Genomic DNA, 21,811 nt, shown 5'->3' with positions numbered 1-21,811 from the left:
GCCTGGCATGGTTTTCCTGTCGCTAATGCACACAGTTATCCACAGAAATAGTGGATAACTCCCACAACCCCGCATCCGCTCTGAGCTGCCGAAATACTACCGTCATCAAACGGCAACACGGATACGGATTTTCTTCACTTTTTTTCTGCAATTTATCTCATAAATATTAGGCTAAAAATGATTATAGCGGGAACGGACAAATCAGCGCGAAGTCAGCGCTGTCAAGGGCTAAGTGAGTTTTTTAGGTTATTTTTTTCTACCGATGAATGATAAATACGAGGCTAATTATCAACAGGGAATAGCGATAAATATTTACCCGCCTGGCTATCCCCTTTTTGTCTCTTATGATTTTACACAGCGCAATGCGCCGCTTTTCATGATTCCAGCCGCATCAGATCGATATAGCGCGCCAGATTCTGCGACTGCGGGTCCGTCAGGTGTGGAATTTCGCCCAGCAGCGGCGCCGGTAAAAACCGCTGCAAGCTGTTCAGATACTCCCGATGCCGTTTCCCCGGCGGCAAAATATCATTGGCGATCCAACCGCTGAGCGTCAGACCGGCCTGCCTGACGGCGCCGGCGGTCAGCATGGCGTGATTAATACAGCCGAGTTTAACTCCGACCACCAGGATCACCGGCAACTGCTCCCGCGCCACCCAGTCGGCGAACGTCTCCTGCTCCGACAGCGGCGTCAGCCAACCGCCGGCGCCTTCCACCAACAGCCAGTCGGCCTGCGCTTCCAACGCCCGTAGCCCGGCGGAAAGCGCGCTCAACGAAATCGGCCGTTGCTCCGCCGCGCTGACGATATGCGGCGACGTCGGCTCGACGAACGCCAGCGGATTGACGCTCTGATAGTCAAGCCGCACGCTGCTGTTGGCCTGAAGCGACAGCGCATCGCCGTTGCGTACCCCTTGCGGGGTGATTTCACAGCCGGAGGCCACCGGCTTATAGCCTGCGGTGCGGTATCCGGCCTGATTGGCGGCCTGCAACAACGCGCTGCTGGCGATCGTCTTGCCGACTTCGGTATCCGTTCCGGTCACGAACCAGCGTTTAATCACGATAAATAACTCCATAAACCAGTTGATAACTTAACGGATAACCATCCTGCTGCGGATACGCCGATGACAACGCCTTGAGTCGCGAGCGGCTGAGCAAGCCCGGCGCACGGTCCTGATGCTGCCAGGTGGCGCCGATGCCCTTCAACGATTTCAGTACGGACAGCACATCAGGGAAACGGCAGGTTACGCGCTCCTGATGGAGCCGGCAGCGATAAGGCCGACAGGCGGCCTCAATCGCCTCGACGGGCAGAAAGCGGTTCACCCGACGCGAGCCGTCCAGACGACGCCAGGCCTGCGCCAGCTCCGTCAGCGAGCCGTCCGCCAGCGTGGAAAAGGCGATCGCGCCGCCTGAACGGGTAACCCGATACAGTTCGGCCAGCGCCGCGGATAAATCATCGCACCACTGCACCGCCAGATTGCTGTAGCTGATGTCCACGCTGCCGGCCGCCAGCGGCAGATTTTCGATATCGCCCAGCAGATAACGCGCGGCGGACTGATTTTCGGCGGCCCGGGCCAGCATTTCGGCGGACAAATCCAGCGCCGTAACCGTCTTCCCCAGTTGTTGCCAGCGGCGGCTGAAATGTCCGGTGCCGCAGCCGGCATCCAGCACCTGCGAACCCGAATGCGGCGCAATCATGTCGAGTAGCCGTTCGCCGCTGGCGCGTTGCAGCGCGGCGAAACGGTCATAACTGCCGGCCGCGCGGCCAAATGCTCTGGCAATGGCCTGCTTGTCATGCGCTTCAGTCAGCATGGCGCAGCACCGTCAGCAGTCGTTCGATATCTTCCGGCCGGTGCGCCGCCGTCAGGGTAATTCTCAGACGGGCGCCGCCGGGAGGAACCGTCGGCGGGCGCATCGCGCTGACCCACAATCCCTGCGCGCGGATACGCGTCATTAATGCCAGCGCGCGCGCATTATCGCCGACCACCAGCGGTTGAATGGCGCAATGGGAATTCATCAACCGGTGCGACTCGCCGTCGCACCCGGCGCGAAATAGCGCGATATTGCGCCGTAACGCCGCACGCAGCGCGTCGCCCTGCCGGATACAATCCAGCGCGGCGCTCAGCGCGCAGGCCTGCGCGGCGGGCATGGCGGTGCTGTAAATCAAATGGCGGGCGAATTGTAAGAAGTATTCCGCCAGCGGCTGCGCGCATAACACGGCCGCGCCGCTGACGCCAAAGGCCTTGCCGAAGGTGACGATCAGCAGCTCGGGCTGAATGCCCTGCCGCCAGCAACTGCCCCGGCCCTCATCGCCCAGCACGCCGATGCCGTGCGCATCATCCACCATCAGCCATGCGCCGCGTTCACGGCATAACGCATGCAGTTGCGGCAGCGGCGCGGCGTCGCCGTCCATGCTGAATATCCCTTCGGTCACCGCCAGCGTTTGCCCGTCGGCGGGCTTTGCCAACAGTCGGCGCAGGGACTCATCATCGTTGTGGGCGAAGCGCCGTAACGTGGCCGGCGAGTGCGCCGCCGCCTCCAGCAGGGAAGCATGGCTCAGCTTATCGGCCAGAATATGGTCGCCCGCCTGCGTTAACGCGGCCACGACCGCCTGGTTGGCCGCATAGCCGGAAATAAACAACAGCGCGCGCGGATAGCCCAGCCAGTCGGCTAACTGTTGTTCCAGCCGCGCATGGGCGTCGGTATAGCCGGTGACGTGGCCGGAGCCGCCGCTGCCGACGCCATAGCGCGCCGCGCCCTGCTGCCAGGCCCGGATAATATCGGGATGACCGCTCAACCCCAGATAATCATTGCTGGAGAAGTTGAGGTAACGCCGCCCGCCTTGCGCCAGCCAACGGCCATTGCCGCCCTGATTCGCCTGACGCGTACGGTAGGCGTCATCCTGGCGCCGCTTTTCCAGCGCCAGCGCGATACGCTGCTGCCAGCTCATGAATCCGTCCGCCGACCGTTGTTATACGGCCGCATTGTAGAACTGCTCCGTATCGGCATGCGTGGTCAACTGCTGCGTCAGCCGTTGCTGTTGCTGGTTATCGCCGTATTCGGTCTCGGTCTGCTGCGGATTCAGACCCAGTTTGCGAAACAGCATCAGATCCTTATCTTCTTTGGGATTCGGCGTAGTGAGAAGTTTGCAGCCATAGAAAATGGAGTTGGCGCCGGCCATAAAGCACATCGCCTGCGTCTGCTCATTCATCTGCTCGCGTCCGGCGGACAAGCGCACGTACGACGTCGGCATCATGATGCGCGCCACGGCGATGGTGCGGATGAAATCAAAGGGATCGACATCGTCGTTATCCGCCAGCGGCGTGCCTTTTACCTTGACCAGCATATTGATCGGCACGCTTTCCGGCGGTTTGGGTAAATTAGCCAGTTGCACCAGCAATCCCGCGCGATCGCGCACCGTTTCTCCCAGACCGACAATGCCGCCGGAGCACACTTTGATACCGGCGTTACGCACCTTATCCAGCGTATCCAGACGTTCCTGATAGCTACGGGTGGTGATGATGCTGCCGTAAAATTCCGGCGAGGTATCCAGATTATGATTATAAAAATCCAGCCCCGCCGACGCCAAACGCTCGGCCTGTTCGCCGTTCAGGGTACCCAGCGTCATGCAGGTTTCCATGCCCAGTTCTTTCACGCCCTGCACCATTTTTTCCAGATACGGCATATCGCGCTCATGCGGATTCTTCCAGGCGGCGCCCATGCAGAAACGGGTCGAGCCGGCCGCTTTCGCCTGACGCGCCGATTCCAGAACCTGCTCCACCTGCATCAGCCGTTCGGTTTCAATTCCCGTGCGATAGCGGGAGCTTTGCGGGCAATATTTACAGTCTTCGGGACAGGCGCCGGTCTTAATCGACAACAGCGTGCTCACCTGCACCTGCCGGGGATCAAAATGCCGGCGGTGAATCTGTTGGGCTTCGAACATCAGTTCAAGAAAAGGTTTATCAAAGAGGGTCTGCGCTTGCTCAAGCGTCCAGTGAATGCGGTCAGCCATGTCGGCATCTCCAAAATAAAAACACTTCGCCAGTTTAAATTAACCCTTTATACTGTCAACCAACTCAATAACATTTTAGTTTACGTATAGCATGATGACCCCGGAAGACCTCGCCTTCGATCAGCGCCATATCTGGCACCCTTACACTTCAATGACCCAGCCGTTGCCCTGTTATCCGGTGGTTGCGGCTAACGGCGCCGAACTTCAGCTTGATGACGGACGCCGCCTGATCGACGGCATGTCCTCCTGGTGGGCGGCGATCCACGGTTATAACCATCCGGTCATCAATCAGGCGCTACAGCAGCAGATGGCGCAGATGTCGCACGTCATGTTCGGCGGCATCACCCACCCGCAGGCGGTGGCGCTCTGCCGTCGGCTGGTGGCCATCACGCCGGACGCGCTGGAGTGCGTTTTTCTGGCGGACTCCGGCTCGGTCGCCGTCGAGGTGGCGCTGAAAATGGCGCTGCAATACTGGCAGGCGCGCGGGGAGCGGCGCCAGCGTTTCCTTACGCTGCGCCACGGCTACCACGGCGATACCTTCGGCGCGATGTCGGTCTGCGACCCGCAGAATTCGATGCACAGCCTGTATCAGGGCTATCTGCCTGACCATCTGTTCGCCGATGCGCCGCAGTGCCGGTTCGACGGCGACTGGCATGAAGAGGATATCGCGCCGCTGCAAGCGCTGCTGGCGGAACATGGACAACAGATAGCGGCGATTGTGCTGGAGCCGATCGTTCAAGGCGCCGGCGGCATGCGCTTCTATCATCCGCGTTATCTACAGCGGGTGCGGGAACTTTGCGACCGGCACAACCTGTTGCTGATTGCCGATGAGATAGCCACCGGCTTCGGCCGCACCGGCAAACTGTTTGCCTGCGAACACGCGGGTATCGCGCCGGATATCATGTGCGTGGGGAAAGCGCTGACCGGCGGTTATCTGACGCTCGCCGCCACGCTGACCACCCGGCAGGTGGCGGAAACCATCAGTAACGGCGCGGCAGGCTGTTTTATGCACGGCCCGACCTTTATGGGCAATCCGCTGGCCTGCGCGGCGGCCAACGCCAGTTTGTCGCTGCTGGCGGAGAACCGCTGGCCGCGGCAGGTGGCGGCCATCGAACAACAATTACGGCAGGGGCTGACGCCGTTAAGCGCCGAGCGGACGGTGGCGGATGTCAGGGTGCTGGGGGCCATTGGCGTGCTGGAAATGCGGCACCCGGTCAATATGGCGCGGCTACAACACTTTTTTGTTGAACGCGGCGTCTGGATTCGCCCATTCGGCAAACTCATTTATCTGATGCCGCCCTTTATTATTCAACCGGCGCAGTTACAGCGGCTTATCAATGCCGTCGGGGAAGCCGTATCTGACCGGCGTTTATTTAACGATTGAGACAAACATTGCAATTTAACGCGGTCAGCAAATTAGTGAGGAAGGAAAACTTGTGAGCGGTGGCACACTAATTCTATTAGCGCTATGATTGCCCCATCAGTTAATCAGGACTTTTCCATGCGTAATACCATCACCCTTTGTTGGCAGTATTTACGCGCTTTCGCATTGATTTATCTCTGTCTGTTCGCAGGCAATGCGATATCCGCGTTACTTCCCATCGTCATTCCGGGCAGCATCATCGGTATGCTGATTTTATTCTCTCTGCTTGCCTCGCAGATCCTGCCGCCTGACTGGGTCAGACCCGGTTGCCATCTGTTTATTCGCCATATGGCCATGTTGTTTGTGCCGATCGGCGTGGGCGTGATGAATTATTACGACCTGCTGAGCCAACAGTTCGGCCCGATTGTCATCTCCTGTCTGACCAGCACCTTTTTCGTCATGCTCGTCGTCGGTTTCAGTACGCAACTTATGCAGCGTGAACACGCTATCGGCGGCGAAACCGAACTGCCTAAGGACAAAGGATAATGCTTGCTTATATATGGTGGTCTTTACCGCTCACGCTGCTGGTCTTTTTTGCCGCCCGCAAGCTGGCCGCCTGGACGAAAATCTCGTTGCTGAATCCCCTGCTGGTGTCGATGGCGATTATTATTCCTTTGTTGCTGCTGCTGAACATCCCTTATGACCACTATTTCAAGGGCAGCGAAGTGCTCAACAACTTGCTGCAACCGGCCGTCGTCGCGCTGGCTTTTCCATTGTATGAACAGCTTCATCAAATCCGGGCGCGCTGGAAATCCATTATCAGCGTCTGCTTTATCGGCAGCATCGCGGCGATCGTTTCCGGCACGCTGGTCGCATTGTGGCTGGGCGCGTCAAATGAAATCGCCGCGTCGGTGCTGCCGAAATCCGTGACGACGCCGATTGCGATGGCGGTCGCCAGCTCAATCGGCGGCATTCCGGCGATTAGCGCCGTTTGCGTGATTTTCGTCGGTATCGTGGGCGCCGTCGTCGGACACGGCATGTTCGATCGCGTCGGCATAAAAACCAAAGCCGCGCGCGGTCTGTCGATGGGTACCGCCTCACATGCCCTGGGTACCGCCCGCTGCGCCGAGGTTGATTTTCAGGAAGGCGCGTTCAGTTCGCTGGCGTTGGTTATCTGCGGGATCATGACCTCGCTGCTCGCGCCGTTTATTTTCCCTGTCCTGCTCGCATTCTTTAAATAAGTCCCCCGCTTACGCCGCTTTCTTCACGGGCCAAAGGACAGCATCCTTTGGCCCGTGAAGCCATACCGAATTCGCCTGATGCAGTATTCCCGCTATGGGAATACTGTGGTTGATGACAAAGTGTGTCGAGCGGTGAAAATGGATAGCTCGTAAAGACGCTGCAAGTACGTCCCTGTAAGCTCGAACCGCGCCGTCCCTGGCGCGGACGCTTTACTCTTCTATTCCATTCTCACCGTTCTGGTTCGGTAGATAGGTTTGTCAACTGTCTGAGTATTCCCGCTATGGGAATACTTTTGCACCTCGATTAAATAGTGATTTACATCACATTTTAATATTATTAATTTCATTGATTACATTGATAATGTGACAACTATCACCATTAGCACCCTATCCATTGCCTATTATGGTATTCACTGACGGGGTCAAAAAGGCAGGCCGATATGCACCCACGATTTAATGATGCTTTTCAACAGTTGCCGGCCCGGTTGCAATCCGCGCTGAAACCGATGTTGGACCGGCAGAACTTTGCCGCTATGTTGAGCGCGGATGACGTGAGGATCTTGCGCGATAGCGCCCAACTCGATAGCGACGCATTGGCCTTTGAACTGTTGCCGCTGGCTGCCGCCTGCGCGCTGACGCCGATTTCTCATTTTCAGGTGGGCGCGCTCGCCCAGGGCGTCAGCGGCAACTTTTATTTCGGCGCCAATATGGAATTCACCGGGGGGCAATTACAGCAGACGGTGCATGCCGAACAAAGCGCCATCAGCCACGCCTGGCTGCGCAATGAACCGGGGTTGAAATCGGTGACGGTGAACTACACGCCGTGCGGCCATTGCCGACAGTTTATGAATGAACTGAACACCGCTTCCGCGCTGCGTATTCAATTACCGGGCCGGCAGCCCGCCGCGCTCAGTCATTATCTGCCTGACTCGTTTGGCCCTGCGGATCTGGATATCGCCGCGCGGTTAATGGATGGCGCCCGCCACGCGTATACGCTGGCGGATGACGACGCTCTGACGCTTGCCGCGCTGGACGCCGCCAATCGCAGCCACGCGCCCTATAGTCAGGCAATCAGCGGCGTCGCCCTGCAAACCGCCGGCGGCCATCTCTATACCGGCCGCTATGCCGAAAATGCGGCATTCAACCCCAGTCTGCCGCCCTTGCAGGTGGCGCTTAACCTGCTGAATCTGGCTGGCGAAAAGCACACGGAAATAGAGCGGGCAGTGATTGTCGAACGCCGTCACGCCGCCATCAGCCAATGGGAAACATCCAGATTCATCTTGAACGAACTCGGCTGTAAAAACGTCGCATTACGCTTGCTCGATTAGCCAGGCGGGACGAGCAATGTTAATTAACTGTAGTTGAATCGATACAGCCTGTTTTTATTTTTTATTGCAAGTTATATGTAACTATTTTAATTAACATTTTCTGTACATATTTTGTGGGTAATTTAAGATCGGCAATACCTTAAGTTTTGCCCTATCACTGAATTCGTTTCTGTTACCCAAAGAGTATAAAAGACATGGAATTAGAATACGAAAGTACCCGCCCCCTCTACATCCCCTATGCTGGCCCCATACTTCTTGAATTTCCCTTGCTAAATAAAGGCAGCGCATTTACAGAAGAAGAACGCGCCAACTTTAATCTGCACGGTTTATTACCGGAAGCCGTCGAAACCATTGAAGAACAGGCTGAACGCGCCTGGCGTCAATGTCGGGAGTTCAAAAACGACATTGAAAAGCACGTCTACCTGCGCAACATACAGGATACCAATGAAACCCTGTTCTATCGCCTGCTGGACGCCCACCTCAGCGAGCTGATGCCGATTATCTACACCCCGACCGTGGGTGAAGCCTGCGAGCACTTCTCCGATATCTACCGTCGGGCGCGCGGCTTGTTTATCGCATATCCGAACCGTGCCAATATCGACGATATGCTGCAAAACGCCACCAAACAGAATGTCAAAGTCATCGTGGTTACCGACGGCGAGCGTATTCTGGGTCTGGGCGATCAGGGCATCGGCGGCATGGGCATTCCCATCGGCAAGCTCTCGTTGTATACCGCCTGCGGCGGCATCAGCCCGGCATATACCCTGCCGGTGGTGTTGGATGTCGGCACCAACAACCCGCAGCGCCTGAACGATCCGCTGTATATGGGCTGGCGCCATCCGCGCATCACCGGCGACGAATATTACGAATTCGTCGATGAGTTTATTCAGGCGGTAAAACGCCGCTGGCCGAATGTCCTGTTGCAGTTTGAAGATTTCGCCCAGAAAAACGCCACCCCGCTGCTGAATCGCTACCGTGATGAAATCTGTAGCTTCAACGACGATATTCAGGGTACCGCCGCCGTGACGCTGGGCAGTCTGATTGCCGCCAGCCGCGCCGCCGGCAGCCAGTTGCGCGACCAAACCGTGGTGTTCCTCGGCGCGGGCTCGGCCGGATGCGGTATCGCGGAACAAATCATCGCCCAGATGAAATCCGAAGGCCTGAGCGAGGAAGAAGCTCGCGCCCGCGTCTTTATGGTTGATCGTTTCGGCCTGTTGACCGACAAACTGCCGAACCTGCTCGACTTCCAAAGTAAGCTGGTGCAGAAAAGCGAATCCTTGACCCGCTGGGACGTGACCAGCGACGCGATCTCTCTGCTGGAAGTGGTGCGTAACGCCAAGCCGACCATTATGATCGGCGTTTCCGGCCAGCCGGGCCTGTTTACCGAAGAAATCATTCGTGAGATGCACAGCCACTGCGCGCGTCCCATCGTGATGCCGCTATCCAATCCGACGTCTCGCGTCGAAGCCCGCCCGGAAGATATCATCCGCTGGACGGAAGGCGCGGCGCTGGTGGCCACCGGCAGCCCGTTCGAGCCGGTGCAGTTCCAGGATAAGGTTTATCCGATCGCCCAGTGCAATAACTCCTTTATCTTCCCCGGTATTGGTTTAGGCGTGCTGGCATCGGGCGCGAAACGCATTACCGACGGCATGCTGATGGCGGCAAGCCGCGCGTTGGCGGACTGTTCGCCGCTGGCAAAAGACGGGCAAGGCGCATTGCTGCCGGATATCGCAGATATTCAGGAAGTATCGAAATACATTGCGCTGGAAGTCGGCAAGGCCGCGCAGTTGCAGGGCGTTGCGGTGGTGACCTCCGCCGATGCGCTGGCAAAAGCCATCTCGCACAACTTCTGGCAGCCGCAATACCGCAGCTACAAACGCACCTCGTTTTAACTCACGCTATAACCCCAGGCAGCGCGGCGACCGTCGCGCTGTTTTTTGCCCTTGCGCGTACCGCTTTACAACCGTGCTTATCGCCGGATCGGGCGTAAAAATGATATTATCCGCTTCATAACGTTAACTTTCTCCCCGTAACGCTATCCTGCCTCAGTGAGAGATATGCGCATTAAAACACTGCCGCGGTTGGAGAATGCTGACGCCGACTCCATCGGCCTATAGAGTGAAAACTATGGATTCAACATTATCTCTCCTACCTCACCTCCCCGGCGGCTGGGAATATGCCGCAGACCTGAAGCAGCAAGCGCTGCAAAATGAGTATGAAACAGAACTTCCGCAGCAGCACTCGCTGTATGGCGTTGATGTTGCGGTGATCGCCTATCGCGAAGGCAACGACGATATTTTGCTGCGGCACACACAGGCAGCCGACCGCGTTTCCGTTGTCCATCTTACCTGGGCAAAATGCACGGAATTCGCCGACTTTCCGCGGGTAGAATTTACCGGCAGCAGCGATGAATTTATTCGCTGGGAATTCGACTTGTATGGCGTTGGTCTGGATGATGACGACAAGTAATAACTATAGCGAAAAATAAAAGAACGCCCCCTGAAATCGAATAATACAACCGACGCGGCTCCGACTCTCCGGCGTAACGATGATTGCGAGATCGAATGACCCGAGCTGACGGATACCGCGCCAAAAATTCACAACTTACCGCCGACGTGGCCGGGGAGTTGTGATTAAACGACAGCCGGCCCGGGTGCGATCGCCTACCCTGCTACCGCCGCTTCATGCCGCACGGCATCCGGCGTCATCGCCGCCAGCACTTCACGGCGCAGGTCGGTAAAGGCATAGCTGGCGCGATCGCGCGGCGTCGGCAGCGTCACCTCCACCACTTTGGCGATCTGCCCCGGATGCGATTGCAGCACCACCACGCGGTGACTCAAATAAAGCGCTTCCTCGATATCGTGGGTCACCAGAATCATGCTGGTGCGCTCATGCCGCCAGATATGCAGCAGTTCATCCTGCAATCGGGTTCGCGTCAGCGCATCCAGCGCGCCCAGCGGTTCGTCGAGCAACAGCACTTCCGGACGCGCCACCAGCCCGCGGGCGATGGCGGCGCGCTGCGCCATACCGCCGGAAAGCTGGTGGGGAAAAGCCTGTTCGTAGCCCGCCAGCCCGACCAGTTCAATATGTTCACGCACCGTGTCGCGTTTGCGGGCCGCCGGCCAGGAGACATTCTCCACCGCCAGCGCGATGTTCTCTTCCAGCGTCAACCACGGCAGCAGGCGATGGTCCTGAAACACAATGCCGCGCTCCGGGCCAGGGCCGCTAATGCGCCGGCTTCCCAGCGTAATCTCGCCCTGATAATCCTGATCCAGCCCGACAATCAGCCGCAACAGGGTACTTTTTCCGCAGCCGCTCGGCCCGACGATACTGACGAACTCGCCGGGCTCCACCGTTAAATCGATGCCGCGCAACACCTCGTGCGATGCGGCGCCGTCGTGCGAATAACGTTTGGTCACGCCGCGCACATGTAATGTCTCGGTCATGGGTTATCCCTCATAGCCCTGCTTCCACACCAGCGCGCGCTTTTGCAACGCCAGCATTAACCGGTCGATTAGAAAACCGACGATGCCGATGGTCGCCATGCAGACCAGCAGTTGGTCGGTCAGCAGCAGCGACTGGGCGCGAAAGATCAGAAAACCAATGCCCACCTGCCCCGCGATGCCCTCGGCCACCACCACCAGCGCCCAGGCCAGCCCGGCGCTGTAACGCAGGCTGACCATCACGTTGGGCAAGGCCGCGGGGATCACGATGCGCCGCAGGGTTTGCCAGCGCGTCAGGCGCAGCACCTCCCCCAGTTCAATGTAGTTGCGATCGACGTTGCGGATCCCTTGCAGCGTATTGAGAAACACCGGGAAAAACACCGATTTGGCGATCACCAGCGTCTTGGCCGGCGCACCCACGCCCAACCACAGAATGATCAGCGGCAGCCAGGCGATGCCGGGGATATGACGGATCGTGTCGAACGTCGGACCGAAGAAGTTTTCCACCTTGCGGGACATGCCGGCGGCGATCCCCAGCAGCAGCGCGGCCAACGCGCCGAGCAGGAATGACTGCGAAACCAGCATGATACTGATAAAAAAATCCTGCTCGAACGACTGTTTGGTCACCAGGTCCCAGAACGAGGCGAGCGTACGCGCCGGCGACGGCAGAAAGACCGGCGGAACCCACTGATAATAGGACGCGGCCTGCCAGCCGGACAGGATCGCCAGCGGCAGAATAAAGCCGAGCCAGTTCCCCGATCGTCGGCGGCGAACGATCTTTGCCGTCGCCACGCCGCTAAGAATGCTATCACTCATCGTTATCGTCCTTTAAGCGAGATCAGTTATAGGCCGAATAAGCGCCACCTTTGAAAAAACGCGCGTCGACCAGCTTATCAACCTGGGTATCGCTCAGATTGCGCTCGCTCAGGATGTCGTCCCCCTGCGCGATATACCAGGCCTGGAAGGTTTTGATATTGTCGCGCACGCTGTCGGCGTCTGCCTCGCCGCGCATAAAGTAGAACTGCGACGGATCGGTAATTTGGAACTTGGCGATATGTTCCGGCACGCGCGTGGCTTTGGCGACGATCGCCGCCGCCTCATCGGGATTCGTGCGCGCCCATTCTTTGGCGCGGTCGACCGCCAGCAGAAACGCCTGAATGGCCTGCGGATAGTTTTCGGCAAACGAGCGCATCGCGAAGTAGGAAACCCGACCGGCGCCGTTGACGTAGACGCCGTCATCCGGCGTACGGCCGATCACTTTCACCTGCCCGGAGGTATAGAGCGCGGCCGCGCCGGAAGTGCCGAGATGCACCGCCGTCGCATCAATGGAGCCGCTTAACAGGGCGGCGGCGACCGCGGCGCTGTTATCCATCGACTGGTAACGCACCCGCCCCTGCTGCTTGCGGGAGTCGAGCGGCAAGCCCGCCTTGGTCAGGATTTCGGTCGGCGCCGTCCAGTAGCAGCTCACCCGGCTGCTGGCGAATTTGCGTCCGTCCAGATCCTGAATCTGATTAATCTCCTTGTTGTCCGCCCGCGCGATGATCGGCGTACGGTATTTGTCGGAAGGCTCAGATTCCCAGACGATAACGGCATCCAGCCCGTTGGCATGATGCACCACCGCCGGATAAATCATGCGCTGCGCCACCGCGATGCCGCCGTGGTTGAGGTGCGCCGCCTCCGCGCCCAGCAGTTCGGCGCTGCCGGAGGCGATCAGGTTGACCTGTTCGATGCCGATCTTGTCGAACTCTTCCTTAAAGAAACCTTTTTCCTGCGCTACCGCCGTGGCGGGATCGAGTTGCAGCGTAATACTTTTAAGCGGTTTCACGGCGCCGGTTTCGGCAATCGCCGACTGAAACCACAGCATAAGCGTCGCGCTCAGCGCCAGCAGCGCGGCGGCATGCCGCTTGTTGTTTACTGACAGATTAGACATGGAAAGATACCTCGCATTAAATACGTCGAATAACTGTAGGATGGCGGCGGCAGGGGTTATCGCAGGATACGCCTGCCGGACATTGCCGCGAATGCGCTCACGATGCGCCGCAACGGCCCATCAATGACAAGCCGGGATTCGATTGGAACCCTCGACGAACGTTGACGAAGACGGTTTTTCCTGCGGCGGCGGTTCCCGCTGCGGCTCCGTTGCCGCCTGCGCCGCTTGCCATCCGCCCAGTATCGCGCTCAAGCCGCATAGCACAGCGAGCGCCTTTTTTCTGCTTACAGTACTCCTTGACATAGTGCTCCTTTATTAATGCAATGTTGTCTTTAGCTACCAAAGGTGAATTTTTTTAACAAATCGCAAGCACATATTTAAAGTCGCAACTATTTTTATCAACCAACAAATATTTATATGGTTACCCATTCATCAGCAATAGTTGGCCGCGCGTCGCCGTCAGGTAGCCAACTGACGGATATCACGGATATTTCCTCACTCTCATTGCGTGTTACGCCGCGCCGCCGCGCAATCAGCCAGTCCGTTTATTAAATAAAAAAACGCCGGGAGCGTTTTTCAACGTCGCCCGCGACGGCCTGAAAGGTGGCGGCAGGGATAGCCCGCCATAAAAAAACGCCGGGAGCGTTTTTCAACGTCGCCCGCGACGGCCTGCAAGGTGGCGGGCAGGGATAGCCCGCCATAAAAAAACCCGCGAGATATCGCGGGTTGCGTGTTATCGACAGGGATATGGCGGGATGTTCAGCCTTTCAGCTTCGGATCCAATGCATCACGCAATCCATCCCCCAACAGATTGAAGGCCAGCACCGTCAGGAAAATCGCCAAACTGGGGAAAATCGCCACATGCGGCGCGATCACCATATCCGAGCGGGCTTCATTGAGCATCGCGCCCCACTCCGGCGTAGGCGGCTGCGCGCCTAATCCCAGAAAGGAGAGGCTGGCCGCCGTAATGATCGACATGCCGATACGCATAGAAAAGTACACGACGATGGAAGACACCGTGCCAGGCAGGATATGGCGAGAAACAATCGTCCAGTCGGACGCGCCGATGCTGCGCGCCGACTCGATGTAGGTCTGCTGCTTTAACACCAGCGTATTGCCTCTCACCAGCCGGGCAAACGCGGGAACGCTGAAGATAGCCACCGCGACAATCACATTCGCCATCCCGCTGCCCATAATCGCCACCACGGCAATCGCCAACAGAATACCGGGAAAAGCGAACAACACGTCGCAAACGCGCATGATCAGCCGATCCCACCAGCCTTCATAGTAACCGGCCAATAGTCCAAACGCGGTGCCGATCAGCATACCGATGGTGACCGAAAGGATGCCGGCGGCCAGAGAAATTCTCGCCCCCAGCAAGATGCGGCTGAAAATATCCCGTCCCAGCGCATCGACCCCGAGCCAGTGCTCGATCGACGGCCCCTCGTTCAGGCGCTCATAATCAAAGTAATTTTCCGCATCGTAAGGCACCAGATAAGGCGCCAACAGGGCAATGATAATCAGCAGCGCCACAAACAAACCGGCCAACATCGCCACATGCTGCTGCCGGAAACGTCGCCAGAACTCATGCCACGGCGTGCGAATTCGATTCTCCTTAATCACCGGCATAGCCGACAACACCGCTTTACGTCGCCAGTTTCTCATTATCTTTCCTTATTTATAACGAATCGCTGGGTTAATCGCGGCATACAGCATATCGACCAACAGATTGATAAGGATGAACTCCAGCGAGAACAGCAAGACTTCCGCCTGAATCACCGGATAATCACGCATCTCCACCGCGTCGACCAATAATCGCCCCAGCCCCGGCCAGTTAAAAACCTTCTCAACCACAATCGAGCCGCCGAGCAAAAAACCAAACTGCAACCCCATCATGGTGATGACCGGGATCAACGCATTGCGTAACCCATGCTTCACCACCACCAACGACTCGCGCACGCCTTTTGCCCGCGCGGTGCGCATGTAATCTTCCTGCATCACCTCGACAAAAGAGGCGCGGGTAAAACGGGCCATCACGGCGGCGACGGCCGCGCCCAGGGTGATCGAGGGTAAAATATAGTGCCGCCAGGTGTCGGCGCCGACGGTGGGCAGCCAGCCCAGCTCCACGGAAAAAACCTGCATCAACAGCATACCGAGCGCGAAGGCCGGAAAGGAGATGCCGGAAACCGCCAGCGTCATACCGATTCTGTCGGGCCAGCCATTACGCCACACGGCGGAAACTACGCCGATCGCCATGCCGAACACCACCGACCACGCCATACTGCTGATGGTCAACCACAGCGTCGGCATAAAACGGGTGGCGATTTCTTCCGTCACCGGTCGTTTGGATACTATCGATGTCCCCAAATCGCCCTGGAGGACGTTGGTAAAAAAATGCCAGAATTGCTGCGGCAGCGGTTTATCCAGCCCTAAATCCTGACGAACCATCTCTATCACCACGGCATCGGCTTCCCGTCCGGCGGCCAAACGCGCCGGGTCGCCCGGCAGCATATGCACGAACAGAAAAACCAACACCATGACGATCAATAAGGTGGGAATTAATCCCAGCAACCGTTTAATAAAATAATTCAGCATGGATAAGTTTCCACGTACATGCGACTCGCTCTCCTGTGAGTGGAATTGCTGAAAATACGGGGCGACCCGTCATCGCCGCCCCGAATTCACTGACGACCGATTTACTCTTTCAGATCCGCTTCATCGAAGCTGAAGGCGGTATCCGGCATGACATAAAATCCCGACAATTTCTTGTTGTTGGCGGAAACCAGCTTTTCAGTCGCCAGGAAAATCCAGGGCGCGTCGGCCCAGATTTTGTCCTGCGCGTCTTTATACAGTTTCTGCTTTTCCGCCCGGTCGGTGGTTTTCAATGCGCCGCTCAGATCGGCATCCACTTGCGGATTGCTGTAGAACGCGGTGTTAAATAGCGCCGGCGGCCAGGATGCGGTGGCGAACAGCGGCGACAGCGCCCAGTCCGCTTCCCCGGTCGAGGCCGACCAGCCGGTATAGAACAGCCGCACGCCCGTCTCTTTCACGCCCTTGCCTTCGACCTCGGCGGCGCGCTGACCCGCATCCATGGCGGTAACCTGAACCTTGACGCCCACCTGCGCCAGTTGCTGCTGGGTAAACTGCAACACTTTCTGCGCCGTGCTGTGGTTATGCGACGACCAGAGCGTGGTGGTAAAACCATCCGGATAGCCGGCCTCTTTCAGCAATTCGCGGGCTTTTGCCGGATCGTAAGGCCACGGCTGATATTTCACCGCATAATCGATGCTCGGCGGCAACGGGCCTTCCGCCGGCGTCGCATAGCCGGAAAACGCCACTTTGATCAACGCCTCTTTGTTAATGGCGTAGTTAAGCGCCTGCCGCACCTTGGGATTATCAAATGGTTTCTGGGTGACGTTGAGGCTGATATAGCGATGCAGAATGGAGGGCGAGGAAACCAACGCCAGCTCTGCGTTTTTCTCCAGCACTTTGGCCTGTTCGAACGGGATCGGATACGCGAACTGCGCTTCGCCGGTTTGCAGCAGCGCCGCGCGGGTGTTGTTATCCACCACCGGACGCCAGGTGATGCTGTCCAGTTTGGGCAGCCCGGATTTCCAGTAACCGGCAAACTTCTCGACCTTGACGTAGTCGGTCTGATTCCAGGTGACAAAACGGTATGGTCCGGTACCCACCGGATGGAAACCGATCTCTTTGCCGTACTGCTGCAACGCCGCCGGCGAGATGATCACCGCGGCCGGATGCGCCAGATTATTGATAAAAGCGGAGAACGGCGTTTTCAGCGTGATTTTCACCGTCTGCGCGTCGACCACTTCCGTTTTATCGATCATTTTGAACAGGTTGTAGCGCTTCAGACGATTCTGCGGATTGCTGGCGCGATCCAGATTCACTTTTACCGCTTCGGCATTAAAATCGGTGCCGTCGTGAAACTTCACGCCCGGATGCAGTTTAATCGTATAAATCAAACCGTCCGGGCTTGCGGTATAGCTCTCCGCCAGCACATTGACCAGCTTCATATCCTTGTCGAAGCCGAATAGTCCCTGATAGAACGATTTGGCCACGCTTTGGGATAATGAGTCATTGGCGTCGTAGGGATCCAGCGTGGTGAAGTTGGATCCGACGGCGATCACCGCATCCTTGGCCGCCCAGGCCGGCGCCGTTGCCATGGCGGCGGCGATACCGGCGGCAAGTAGCCAGTTGCGTTTCAAATGGATAACATTCATCGTATTACGTTCTCCTTGTCATGCCCTGTCAATAAGCGCCGGCAATCGGATGATGAGCGACGAAATGTCGCTCGCCAACCTGCACTAAAGGCGCGGTGGTAGGTTCATCGCCTATTGCCCGGATCGGGCTGGGTACTTCATCAACCAGTAAAACCTGTTCGCGATGGCGCCGCGCGGGATCGGCAACCGGCACCGCCGCCATCAGTTTGCGGGTATAGGGATGTTGCGGATGTTCAAATACCGCGCTGCGCGGCCCGATCTCCACAATTTGCCCCATATACATTACCGCCACCCGATGGCTGATCCGCTCAACAACCGCCATATCATGGGAAATAAACAGAAAAGCGATGCCGAATTCGCGCTGCAATTCCAGCATCAAATTAACGATTTGCGCCTGAATGGAGACATCCAGCGCGGAAACCGATTCGTCGGCAATCACCACTTTGGGATTCAGCGCCAGCGCCCTGGCGATACAGATACGCTGACGCTGACCGCCGGAAAACTCATGGGGATAACGGCGAGCATGTTCCGGTTCCAGTCCGACGCGGGCCAGCAGCCACGCGACCCGTTTTTCCGCGTCCTGGCGACTCGCCGCGCGGTGGACCAGCAACGGCTCCATAATGGAAAAACCGACCGTCATGCGGGGATCCAGCGAAGCGTAAGGGTCCTGAAAGATAAACTGAATATCCCGCCGCAGATGCTGCAATGCCGCGCCCGCCATATGGTCAATCCGTCGTCCGTTAAAGATGATCGTCCCGCTTTGGCTTTCCACCAATCGCAGTAACGCGCGTCCGGTGGTGGATTTGCCGCAGCCCGACTCCCCCACCAGCGCCAGCGTTTCCCCCGGATAGAGATCGAAACTGACGTTTTCCACCGCATGCACCTGTCGCGTCACCCGGTTCAGAATGCCGCTGCGAATCGGGAAGCGGGTGACCAGATCTTTCACTTGAAGAATCGGTTCAGCACGCGGAGGAATGGTATTTTGCGGTTCGCTGTCGGCGGCCGATGAGGTTTCCTGATTCAGCAAGGGGAATTTAGCCGGATAAGGCTGCCCGCGCATCGATCCCAATTTGGGTACCGCCGCCAACAGCGCTTTGGTATAGGGACGCTGCGGCGCCTTGAAAATGTCCTCGGCCGCCGCCGCCTCAACGCTTTCCCCGTGATACATCACCAGCACCCGGTCGGCGACCTCCGCCACCACCCCCATATCATGGGTAATGAAGATCACCGCCATGTCCATTTCCTGCTGCAATACGCGGATAAGTTGCAGGATTTGCGCCTGAATGGTGACGTCCAGCGCCGTTGTCGGCTCATCGGCAATCAACAGCGACGGCTTACAGGAGAGCGCCATCGCGATCATTACCCGCTGACGCATGCCGCCGGAGAGTTGATGCGGATAACGATCCAGCACATTGCGCGCCTCCGGGATGCGCACCAAATCCAGCATGCGCAACGCTTCACGCCTGGCGGCGCGATGATCCATTCCCTGATGCAGTCGAATGGATTCGGCGATCTGCTCGCCGACGGAAAAGACCGGATTCAGCGACGTCATCGGCTCTTGAAAAATCATCGCCAAATCGGCGCCGCGCAGCTTACGCATCAGCGACGGCCCGGCGGCGCTTAAATCCAGCACCTGGCCGTCACGCTTGCGAAACAGCATTTCGCCCTGATGAATCACGCCGCCGGCCTGTTCGACCAGCCGCATCAGCGCCAGCGACGTCACCGATTTGCCCGACCCGGACTCCCCCACTATCGCCAGCGTCTCCCCTCGATCCACCGAAAAGGTTAAATCACGCACCGCATCCGTCCGCTGGCCCTGTTGTTCAAAATAAACGCCCAGATCGCGAACTGACAGCACCCGGTCATCCGGCAGAAAAAAAACCGGCTCAGGGGCGGAAAGCGGCGCATGATGATGCCGTGTTTGTGTCATGAACAGAGAATCTCCATATAAAACGGGGGAGTCGGAACAGCAAAGCAAGCTGGCCGCCGCTCGTATAACCGCTTGTCATCAAACTCTTTTTTTTGACTATATTTAGCGCCATGCAGTATGTAAAGCAGAAAATGCAGCATAATCCTGAGGAAATATCTTTTATAACATTAAGTTAGTTGACCTAAACCAAACGATATATACACCCGATGGGTTTCAACGCGCCGACATCATCCCTGAAAGATGAAGGGAGTGTGGTTCTCTGACATAATATTGGCATACGATGCGCATTTTTGCCTGCCGGCCGTCGGCAACGACGCAATGAATAACATGATGGAGTTCTGATGGAAAGCGTTAGCCCAGGTTTATTGACTCTCGAACAAGCACAGGAAAAACTGTTTTCCCGGCTTGAAGCGATAGCGGAAACGGAAACCGTCTCACTGTATGATGCCACGGGCCGCATCACCGCCAGCGCGATAACCTCGCCCATAAATGTTCCCCCCTTTGCCAATGCCGCGATGGACGGTTACGCCATTCGCCGCGCCGATTTGTCCGCCGCCCCGCTCCCGATCGCCGGTAAGGCCTTCGCCGGCGCGCCCTTTGACGGCGTGTGGCCGTCAGGAACCTGTATTCGGATTATGACCGGCGCCCCGGTTCCCGCAGGCGCGGATGCGGTTGTCATGCAGGAGCAGACGGAGGTCAGCGCAGCAGGCGTCCGTTTTCTTCACCCAGTAAGCGCCGGGCAGAATATCCGTCTGCCTGGCGAAGATATCCGTGAAGGCGCCTGCGTGCTACCCGCCGGAACCAGGCTGAGCGTGGCGGAGTTGCCCTTGCTGGCATCGTTGGGGATCGCGCAGGTTGATGTGTTCCGTCGCCTGAAGGTCGCCATTTTCTCAACCGGCGATGAGCTTCAACCCGTCGGCCAACCGCTGCAAGCCGGACAAATATACGACACCAACCGCTTCGCCGTGCGTTTAATGCTGGAACAGCTTGGTTGCGATGTCGACGATCTGGGCATCGTCCGAGACGATCCGCGCGCGCTGCGCGACGCGTTCCAACAAGCCGACAGCGGCGCCGATTTGGTGATCAGCAGCGGCGGCGTCTCCGTCGGCGAGGCGGATTACACCAAACAGATATTGGAAGAGCTGGGTAATATCGATTTTTGGCAGCTCGCCATCAAGCCCGGCAAACCGTTCGCCTTCGGCAAACTGCAAAACGCCTGGTTCTGCGGCCTGCCGGGAAACCCGGTTTCTTCCGTCGTCACATTTTATCAACTGGTGCAGCCGTTGCTGGCCCGTCTTTCGGGTCATTCTCAATGGCGCCCGCCAACGCGCCTGCGGGTGAAAACCACCAGCGCGCTGAAAAAAACGCCGGGCCGCATCGATTTTCAGCGGGGTATTGTTAGCCGTAACGCCCAGGGCGAATGGGAAGTCGAAACCACCGGCCATCAGGGTTCTCACGTATTCAGTTCTTTTAGTCAGGCTAACTGCTTTATCGTGCTGGAAGCCGAACGCGGCCGCGTTGCCGCCGGCGAATGGGTCGAGATTGAACCTTTCAATGCGCTGTTGGGGAATTAGCCATGCTGCCGGAACTCAGTGATGAAGAAGCGCTGCGCTATAATCGCCAGATCGTGCTGCGCGGCTTTGATTTTGACGGGCAGGAAAAATTGAAAGCCGCACGCATCCTGGTTGTCGGACTCGGCGGGCTGGGTTGCGCGTCTTCGCAGTATCTGGCGGCGGCCGGCGTCGGCCACCTGACGCTGCTGGACTTCGATACCGTTTCGCTCTCCAATCTTCAGCGACAGATACTGCATCATGATGCCCGGATCGGCATGACCAAGGTTGCATCAGCGCGGATTGCGCTCGCGGAAATTAACCCTCACCTGTCCCTTGATGCCATTAACGCCGATCTGGATGATGAGGCGTTGAGCAAACTGGTGGAGAAACACGATGCGGTGCTCGATTGCACCGATAACGTATCTATCCGCGATCGCCTGAATCGCATCGGCTTTCATCTGAAAAAACCGCTGATTTCCGGCGCCGCCATCCGTATGGAAGGTCAGCTCAGCGTATTCACCTACCAGCAAGATGAGCCTTGCTATCGTTGCCTCAGCCGCCTGTTCGGCGAAAACGCGCTAACCTGCGTGGAAGCCGGCGTGATGGCGCCGCTGGTGGGTACCATCGGCAGTTTGCAGGCGATGGAAGCCATCAAGTTAGTGACGGGATTCGGCAAGGTTATCACCGGCCGTTTGCTGATATTCGACGCCGGCGCCATGCAGTTCCGGGAAATAAAATTACCTAAAAATCCAGGCTGCGAAGTCTGCGGCGCTTGA

The 21,811-nt window shown here is 57.6% G+C and carries 20 protein-coding genes; 8 read left to right on the top strand and 12 right to left on the bottom strand.

From position 1 onward, the window contains the following. Positions 1 to 374: 374 nt before the first annotated feature. From bioD to bioB, 4 genes are read right to left on the bottom strand one after another with little or no spacing between them, the layout of a single operon-like run. On the bottom strand, positions 375 to 1,055 hold the full coding sequence (gene bioD / locus ABRZ28_RS07540; RefSeq protein WP_330519898.1) for a dethiobiotin synthase: 681 nt from the start codon (positions 1,053 to 1,055) through the stop codon (positions 375 to 377). Further along, complete coding sequence (gene bioC, locus ABRZ28_RS07535; RefSeq protein WP_330519897.1) at positions 1,048 to 1,806, bottom strand: malonyl-ACP O-methyltransferase BioC; 759 nt, start codon at positions 1,804 to 1,806, stop codon at positions 1,048 to 1,050. Before bioC ends, bioD begins: the two co-directional genes overlap by 8 nt. Beyond that, entirely contained in the window at positions 1,796 to 2,944 is a 1,149-nt protein-coding gene (bioF, locus tag ABRZ28_RS07530; RefSeq protein WP_319603273.1) for an 8-amino-7-oxononanoate synthase, read from the bottom strand. The genes bioC and bioF overlap by 11 nt, the downstream gene beginning before the upstream one ends. Positions 2,945 to 2,965: 21 nt before the next feature. Beyond that, entirely contained in the window at positions 2,966 to 4,006 is a 1,041-nt protein-coding gene (gene bioB / locus ABRZ28_RS07525; protein ID WP_319603274.1) for a biotin synthase BioB, read from the bottom strand. A gap of 94 nt (positions 4,007 to 4,100) precedes the next feature. Here bioB and bioA point away from each other — a divergent pair, with 94 nt between their 5' ends. The 6 genes from bioA (at position 4,101) to ABRZ28_RS07495 (ending at position 10,407) form a co-directional block, all read left to right on the top strand. Continuing rightward, entirely contained in the window at positions 4,101 to 5,390 is a 1,290-nt protein-coding gene (gene bioA / locus ABRZ28_RS07520; protein WP_330520115.1) for an adenosylmethionine--8-amino-7-oxononanoate transaminase, read from the top strand. Positions 5,391 to 5,507: 117 nt separating this feature from the next. After that, positions 5,508 to 5,915 (top strand): CidA/LrgA family protein, encoded by a 408-nt coding sequence (locus tag ABRZ28_RS07515; RefSeq protein ID WP_319603275.1) that lies wholly within the window; start codon positions 5,508 to 5,510, stop codon positions 5,913 to 5,915. Then, complete coding sequence (locus ABRZ28_RS07510; protein ID WP_319603276.1) at positions 5,915 to 6,610, top strand: CidB/LrgB family autolysis modulator; 696 nt, start codon at positions 5,915 to 5,917, stop codon at positions 6,608 to 6,610. The genes ABRZ28_RS07515 and ABRZ28_RS07510 overlap by 1 nt, the downstream gene beginning before the upstream one ends. Before the next feature lie 440 nt (positions 6,611 to 7,050). Beyond that, complete coding sequence (gene cdd, locus ABRZ28_RS07505; RefSeq protein WP_319603277.1) at positions 7,051 to 7,938, top strand: cytidine deaminase; 888 nt, start codon at positions 7,051 to 7,053, stop codon at positions 7,936 to 7,938. A gap of 194 nt (positions 7,939 to 8,132) precedes the next feature. Continuing rightward, entirely contained in the window at positions 8,133 to 9,830 is a 1,698-nt protein-coding gene (locus ABRZ28_RS07500; protein ID WP_319603278.1) for an NAD-dependent malic enzyme, read from the top strand. Between the two features lie 235 nt (positions 9,831 to 10,065). After that, the gene (locus ABRZ28_RS07495) at positions 10,066 to 10,407 is read left to right on the top strand and encodes a hypothetical protein (protein WP_330519896.1); all 342 of its coding nucleotides are present in this window, start codon (positions 10,066 to 10,068) and stop codon (positions 10,405 to 10,407) included. A 194-nt stretch (positions 10,408 to 10,601) separates the two neighbouring features. Here the strand turns inward: ABRZ28_RS07495 and ABRZ28_RS07490 are convergent, their stop codons facing one another. The 8 genes from ABRZ28_RS07490 to gsiA all read right to left on the bottom strand — a co-directional run bounded on the left by ABRZ28_RS07490 (position 10,602) and on the right by gsiA (position 19,482). Beyond that, positions 10,602 to 11,384: an ABC transporter ATP-binding protein gene (locus ABRZ28_RS07490; protein WP_319603279.1), complete on the bottom strand. Its 783-nt coding sequence runs from the start codon at positions 11,382 to 11,384 to the stop codon at positions 10,602 to 10,604. A 3-nt stretch (positions 11,385 to 11,387) separates the two neighbouring features. Further along, a complete protein-coding gene (locus ABRZ28_RS07485) occupies positions 11,388 to 12,197 on the bottom strand; it encodes an ABC transporter permease (protein WP_319603280.1) in 810 nt (269 codons plus the stop codon). A 22-nt stretch (positions 12,198 to 12,219) separates the two neighbouring features. After that, positions 12,220 to 13,311 carry an ABC transporter substrate-binding protein gene (locus ABRZ28_RS07480; protein ID WP_319603281.1) on the bottom strand — a complete coding sequence of 364 codons (1,092 nt, stop codon included), beginning with the start codon at positions 13,309 to 13,311 and terminating at the stop codon, positions 12,220 to 12,222. A gap of 120 nt (positions 13,312 to 13,431) precedes the next feature. After that, the gene (locus ABRZ28_RS07475) at positions 13,432 to 13,614 is read right to left on the bottom strand and encodes a hypothetical protein (RefSeq protein WP_319603282.1); all 183 of its coding nucleotides are present in this window, start codon (positions 13,612 to 13,614) and stop codon (positions 13,432 to 13,434) included. A gap of 456 nt (positions 13,615 to 14,070) precedes the next feature. Next, positions 14,071 to 14,976, bottom strand: a complete 906-nt coding sequence (gsiD, locus tag ABRZ28_RS07470) for a glutathione ABC transporter permease GsiD (RefSeq protein WP_330519895.1) — start codon at positions 14,974 to 14,976, stop codon at positions 14,071 to 14,073. Between the two features lie 9 nt (positions 14,977 to 14,985). After that, positions 14,986 to 15,906, bottom strand: coding sequence for a glutathione ABC transporter permease GsiC (gsiC, locus tag ABRZ28_RS07465; protein WP_319603285.1), 921 nt, complete (start codon positions 15,904 to 15,906; stop codon positions 14,986 to 14,988). 101 nt (positions 15,907 to 16,007) lie between these two features. Beyond that, positions 16,008 to 17,552: a glutathione ABC transporter substrate-binding protein GsiB gene (gsiB, locus tag ABRZ28_RS07460; protein ID WP_330519894.1), complete on the bottom strand. Its 1,545-nt coding sequence runs from the start codon at positions 17,550 to 17,552 to the stop codon at positions 16,008 to 16,010. A 28-nt stretch (positions 17,553 to 17,580) separates the two neighbouring features. Beyond that, entirely contained in the window at positions 17,581 to 19,482 is a 1,902-nt protein-coding gene (gene gsiA, locus ABRZ28_RS07455) for a glutathione ABC transporter ATP-binding protein GsiA (RefSeq protein WP_330519893.1), read from the bottom strand. 341 nt (positions 19,483 to 19,823) lie between these two features. Here gsiA and moeA point away from each other — a divergent pair, with 341 nt between their 5' ends. Together moeA and moeB are read left to right on the top strand one after the other, a co-directional pair. Then, the gene (gene moeA / locus ABRZ28_RS07450; RefSeq protein ID WP_330519892.1) at positions 19,824 to 21,056 is read left to right on the top strand and encodes a molybdopterin molybdotransferase MoeA; all 1,233 of its coding nucleotides are present in this window, start codon (positions 19,824 to 19,826) and stop codon (positions 21,054 to 21,056) included. A gap of 2 nt (positions 21,057 to 21,058) precedes the next feature. Then, the gene (gene moeB, locus ABRZ28_RS07445; RefSeq protein ID WP_330519891.1) at positions 21,059 to 21,811 is read left to right on the top strand and encodes a molybdopterin-synthase adenylyltransferase MoeB; all 753 of its coding nucleotides are present in this window, start codon (positions 21,059 to 21,061) and stop codon (positions 21,809 to 21,811) included.

The organism is Brenneria sp. g21c3, assembly GCF_040240345.1.
GTDB lineage: Bacteria > Pseudomonadota > Gammaproteobacteria > Enterobacterales > Enterobacteriaceae > Brenneria.
This window is presented reverse-complemented; position numbering and strand designations above follow the sequence as displayed.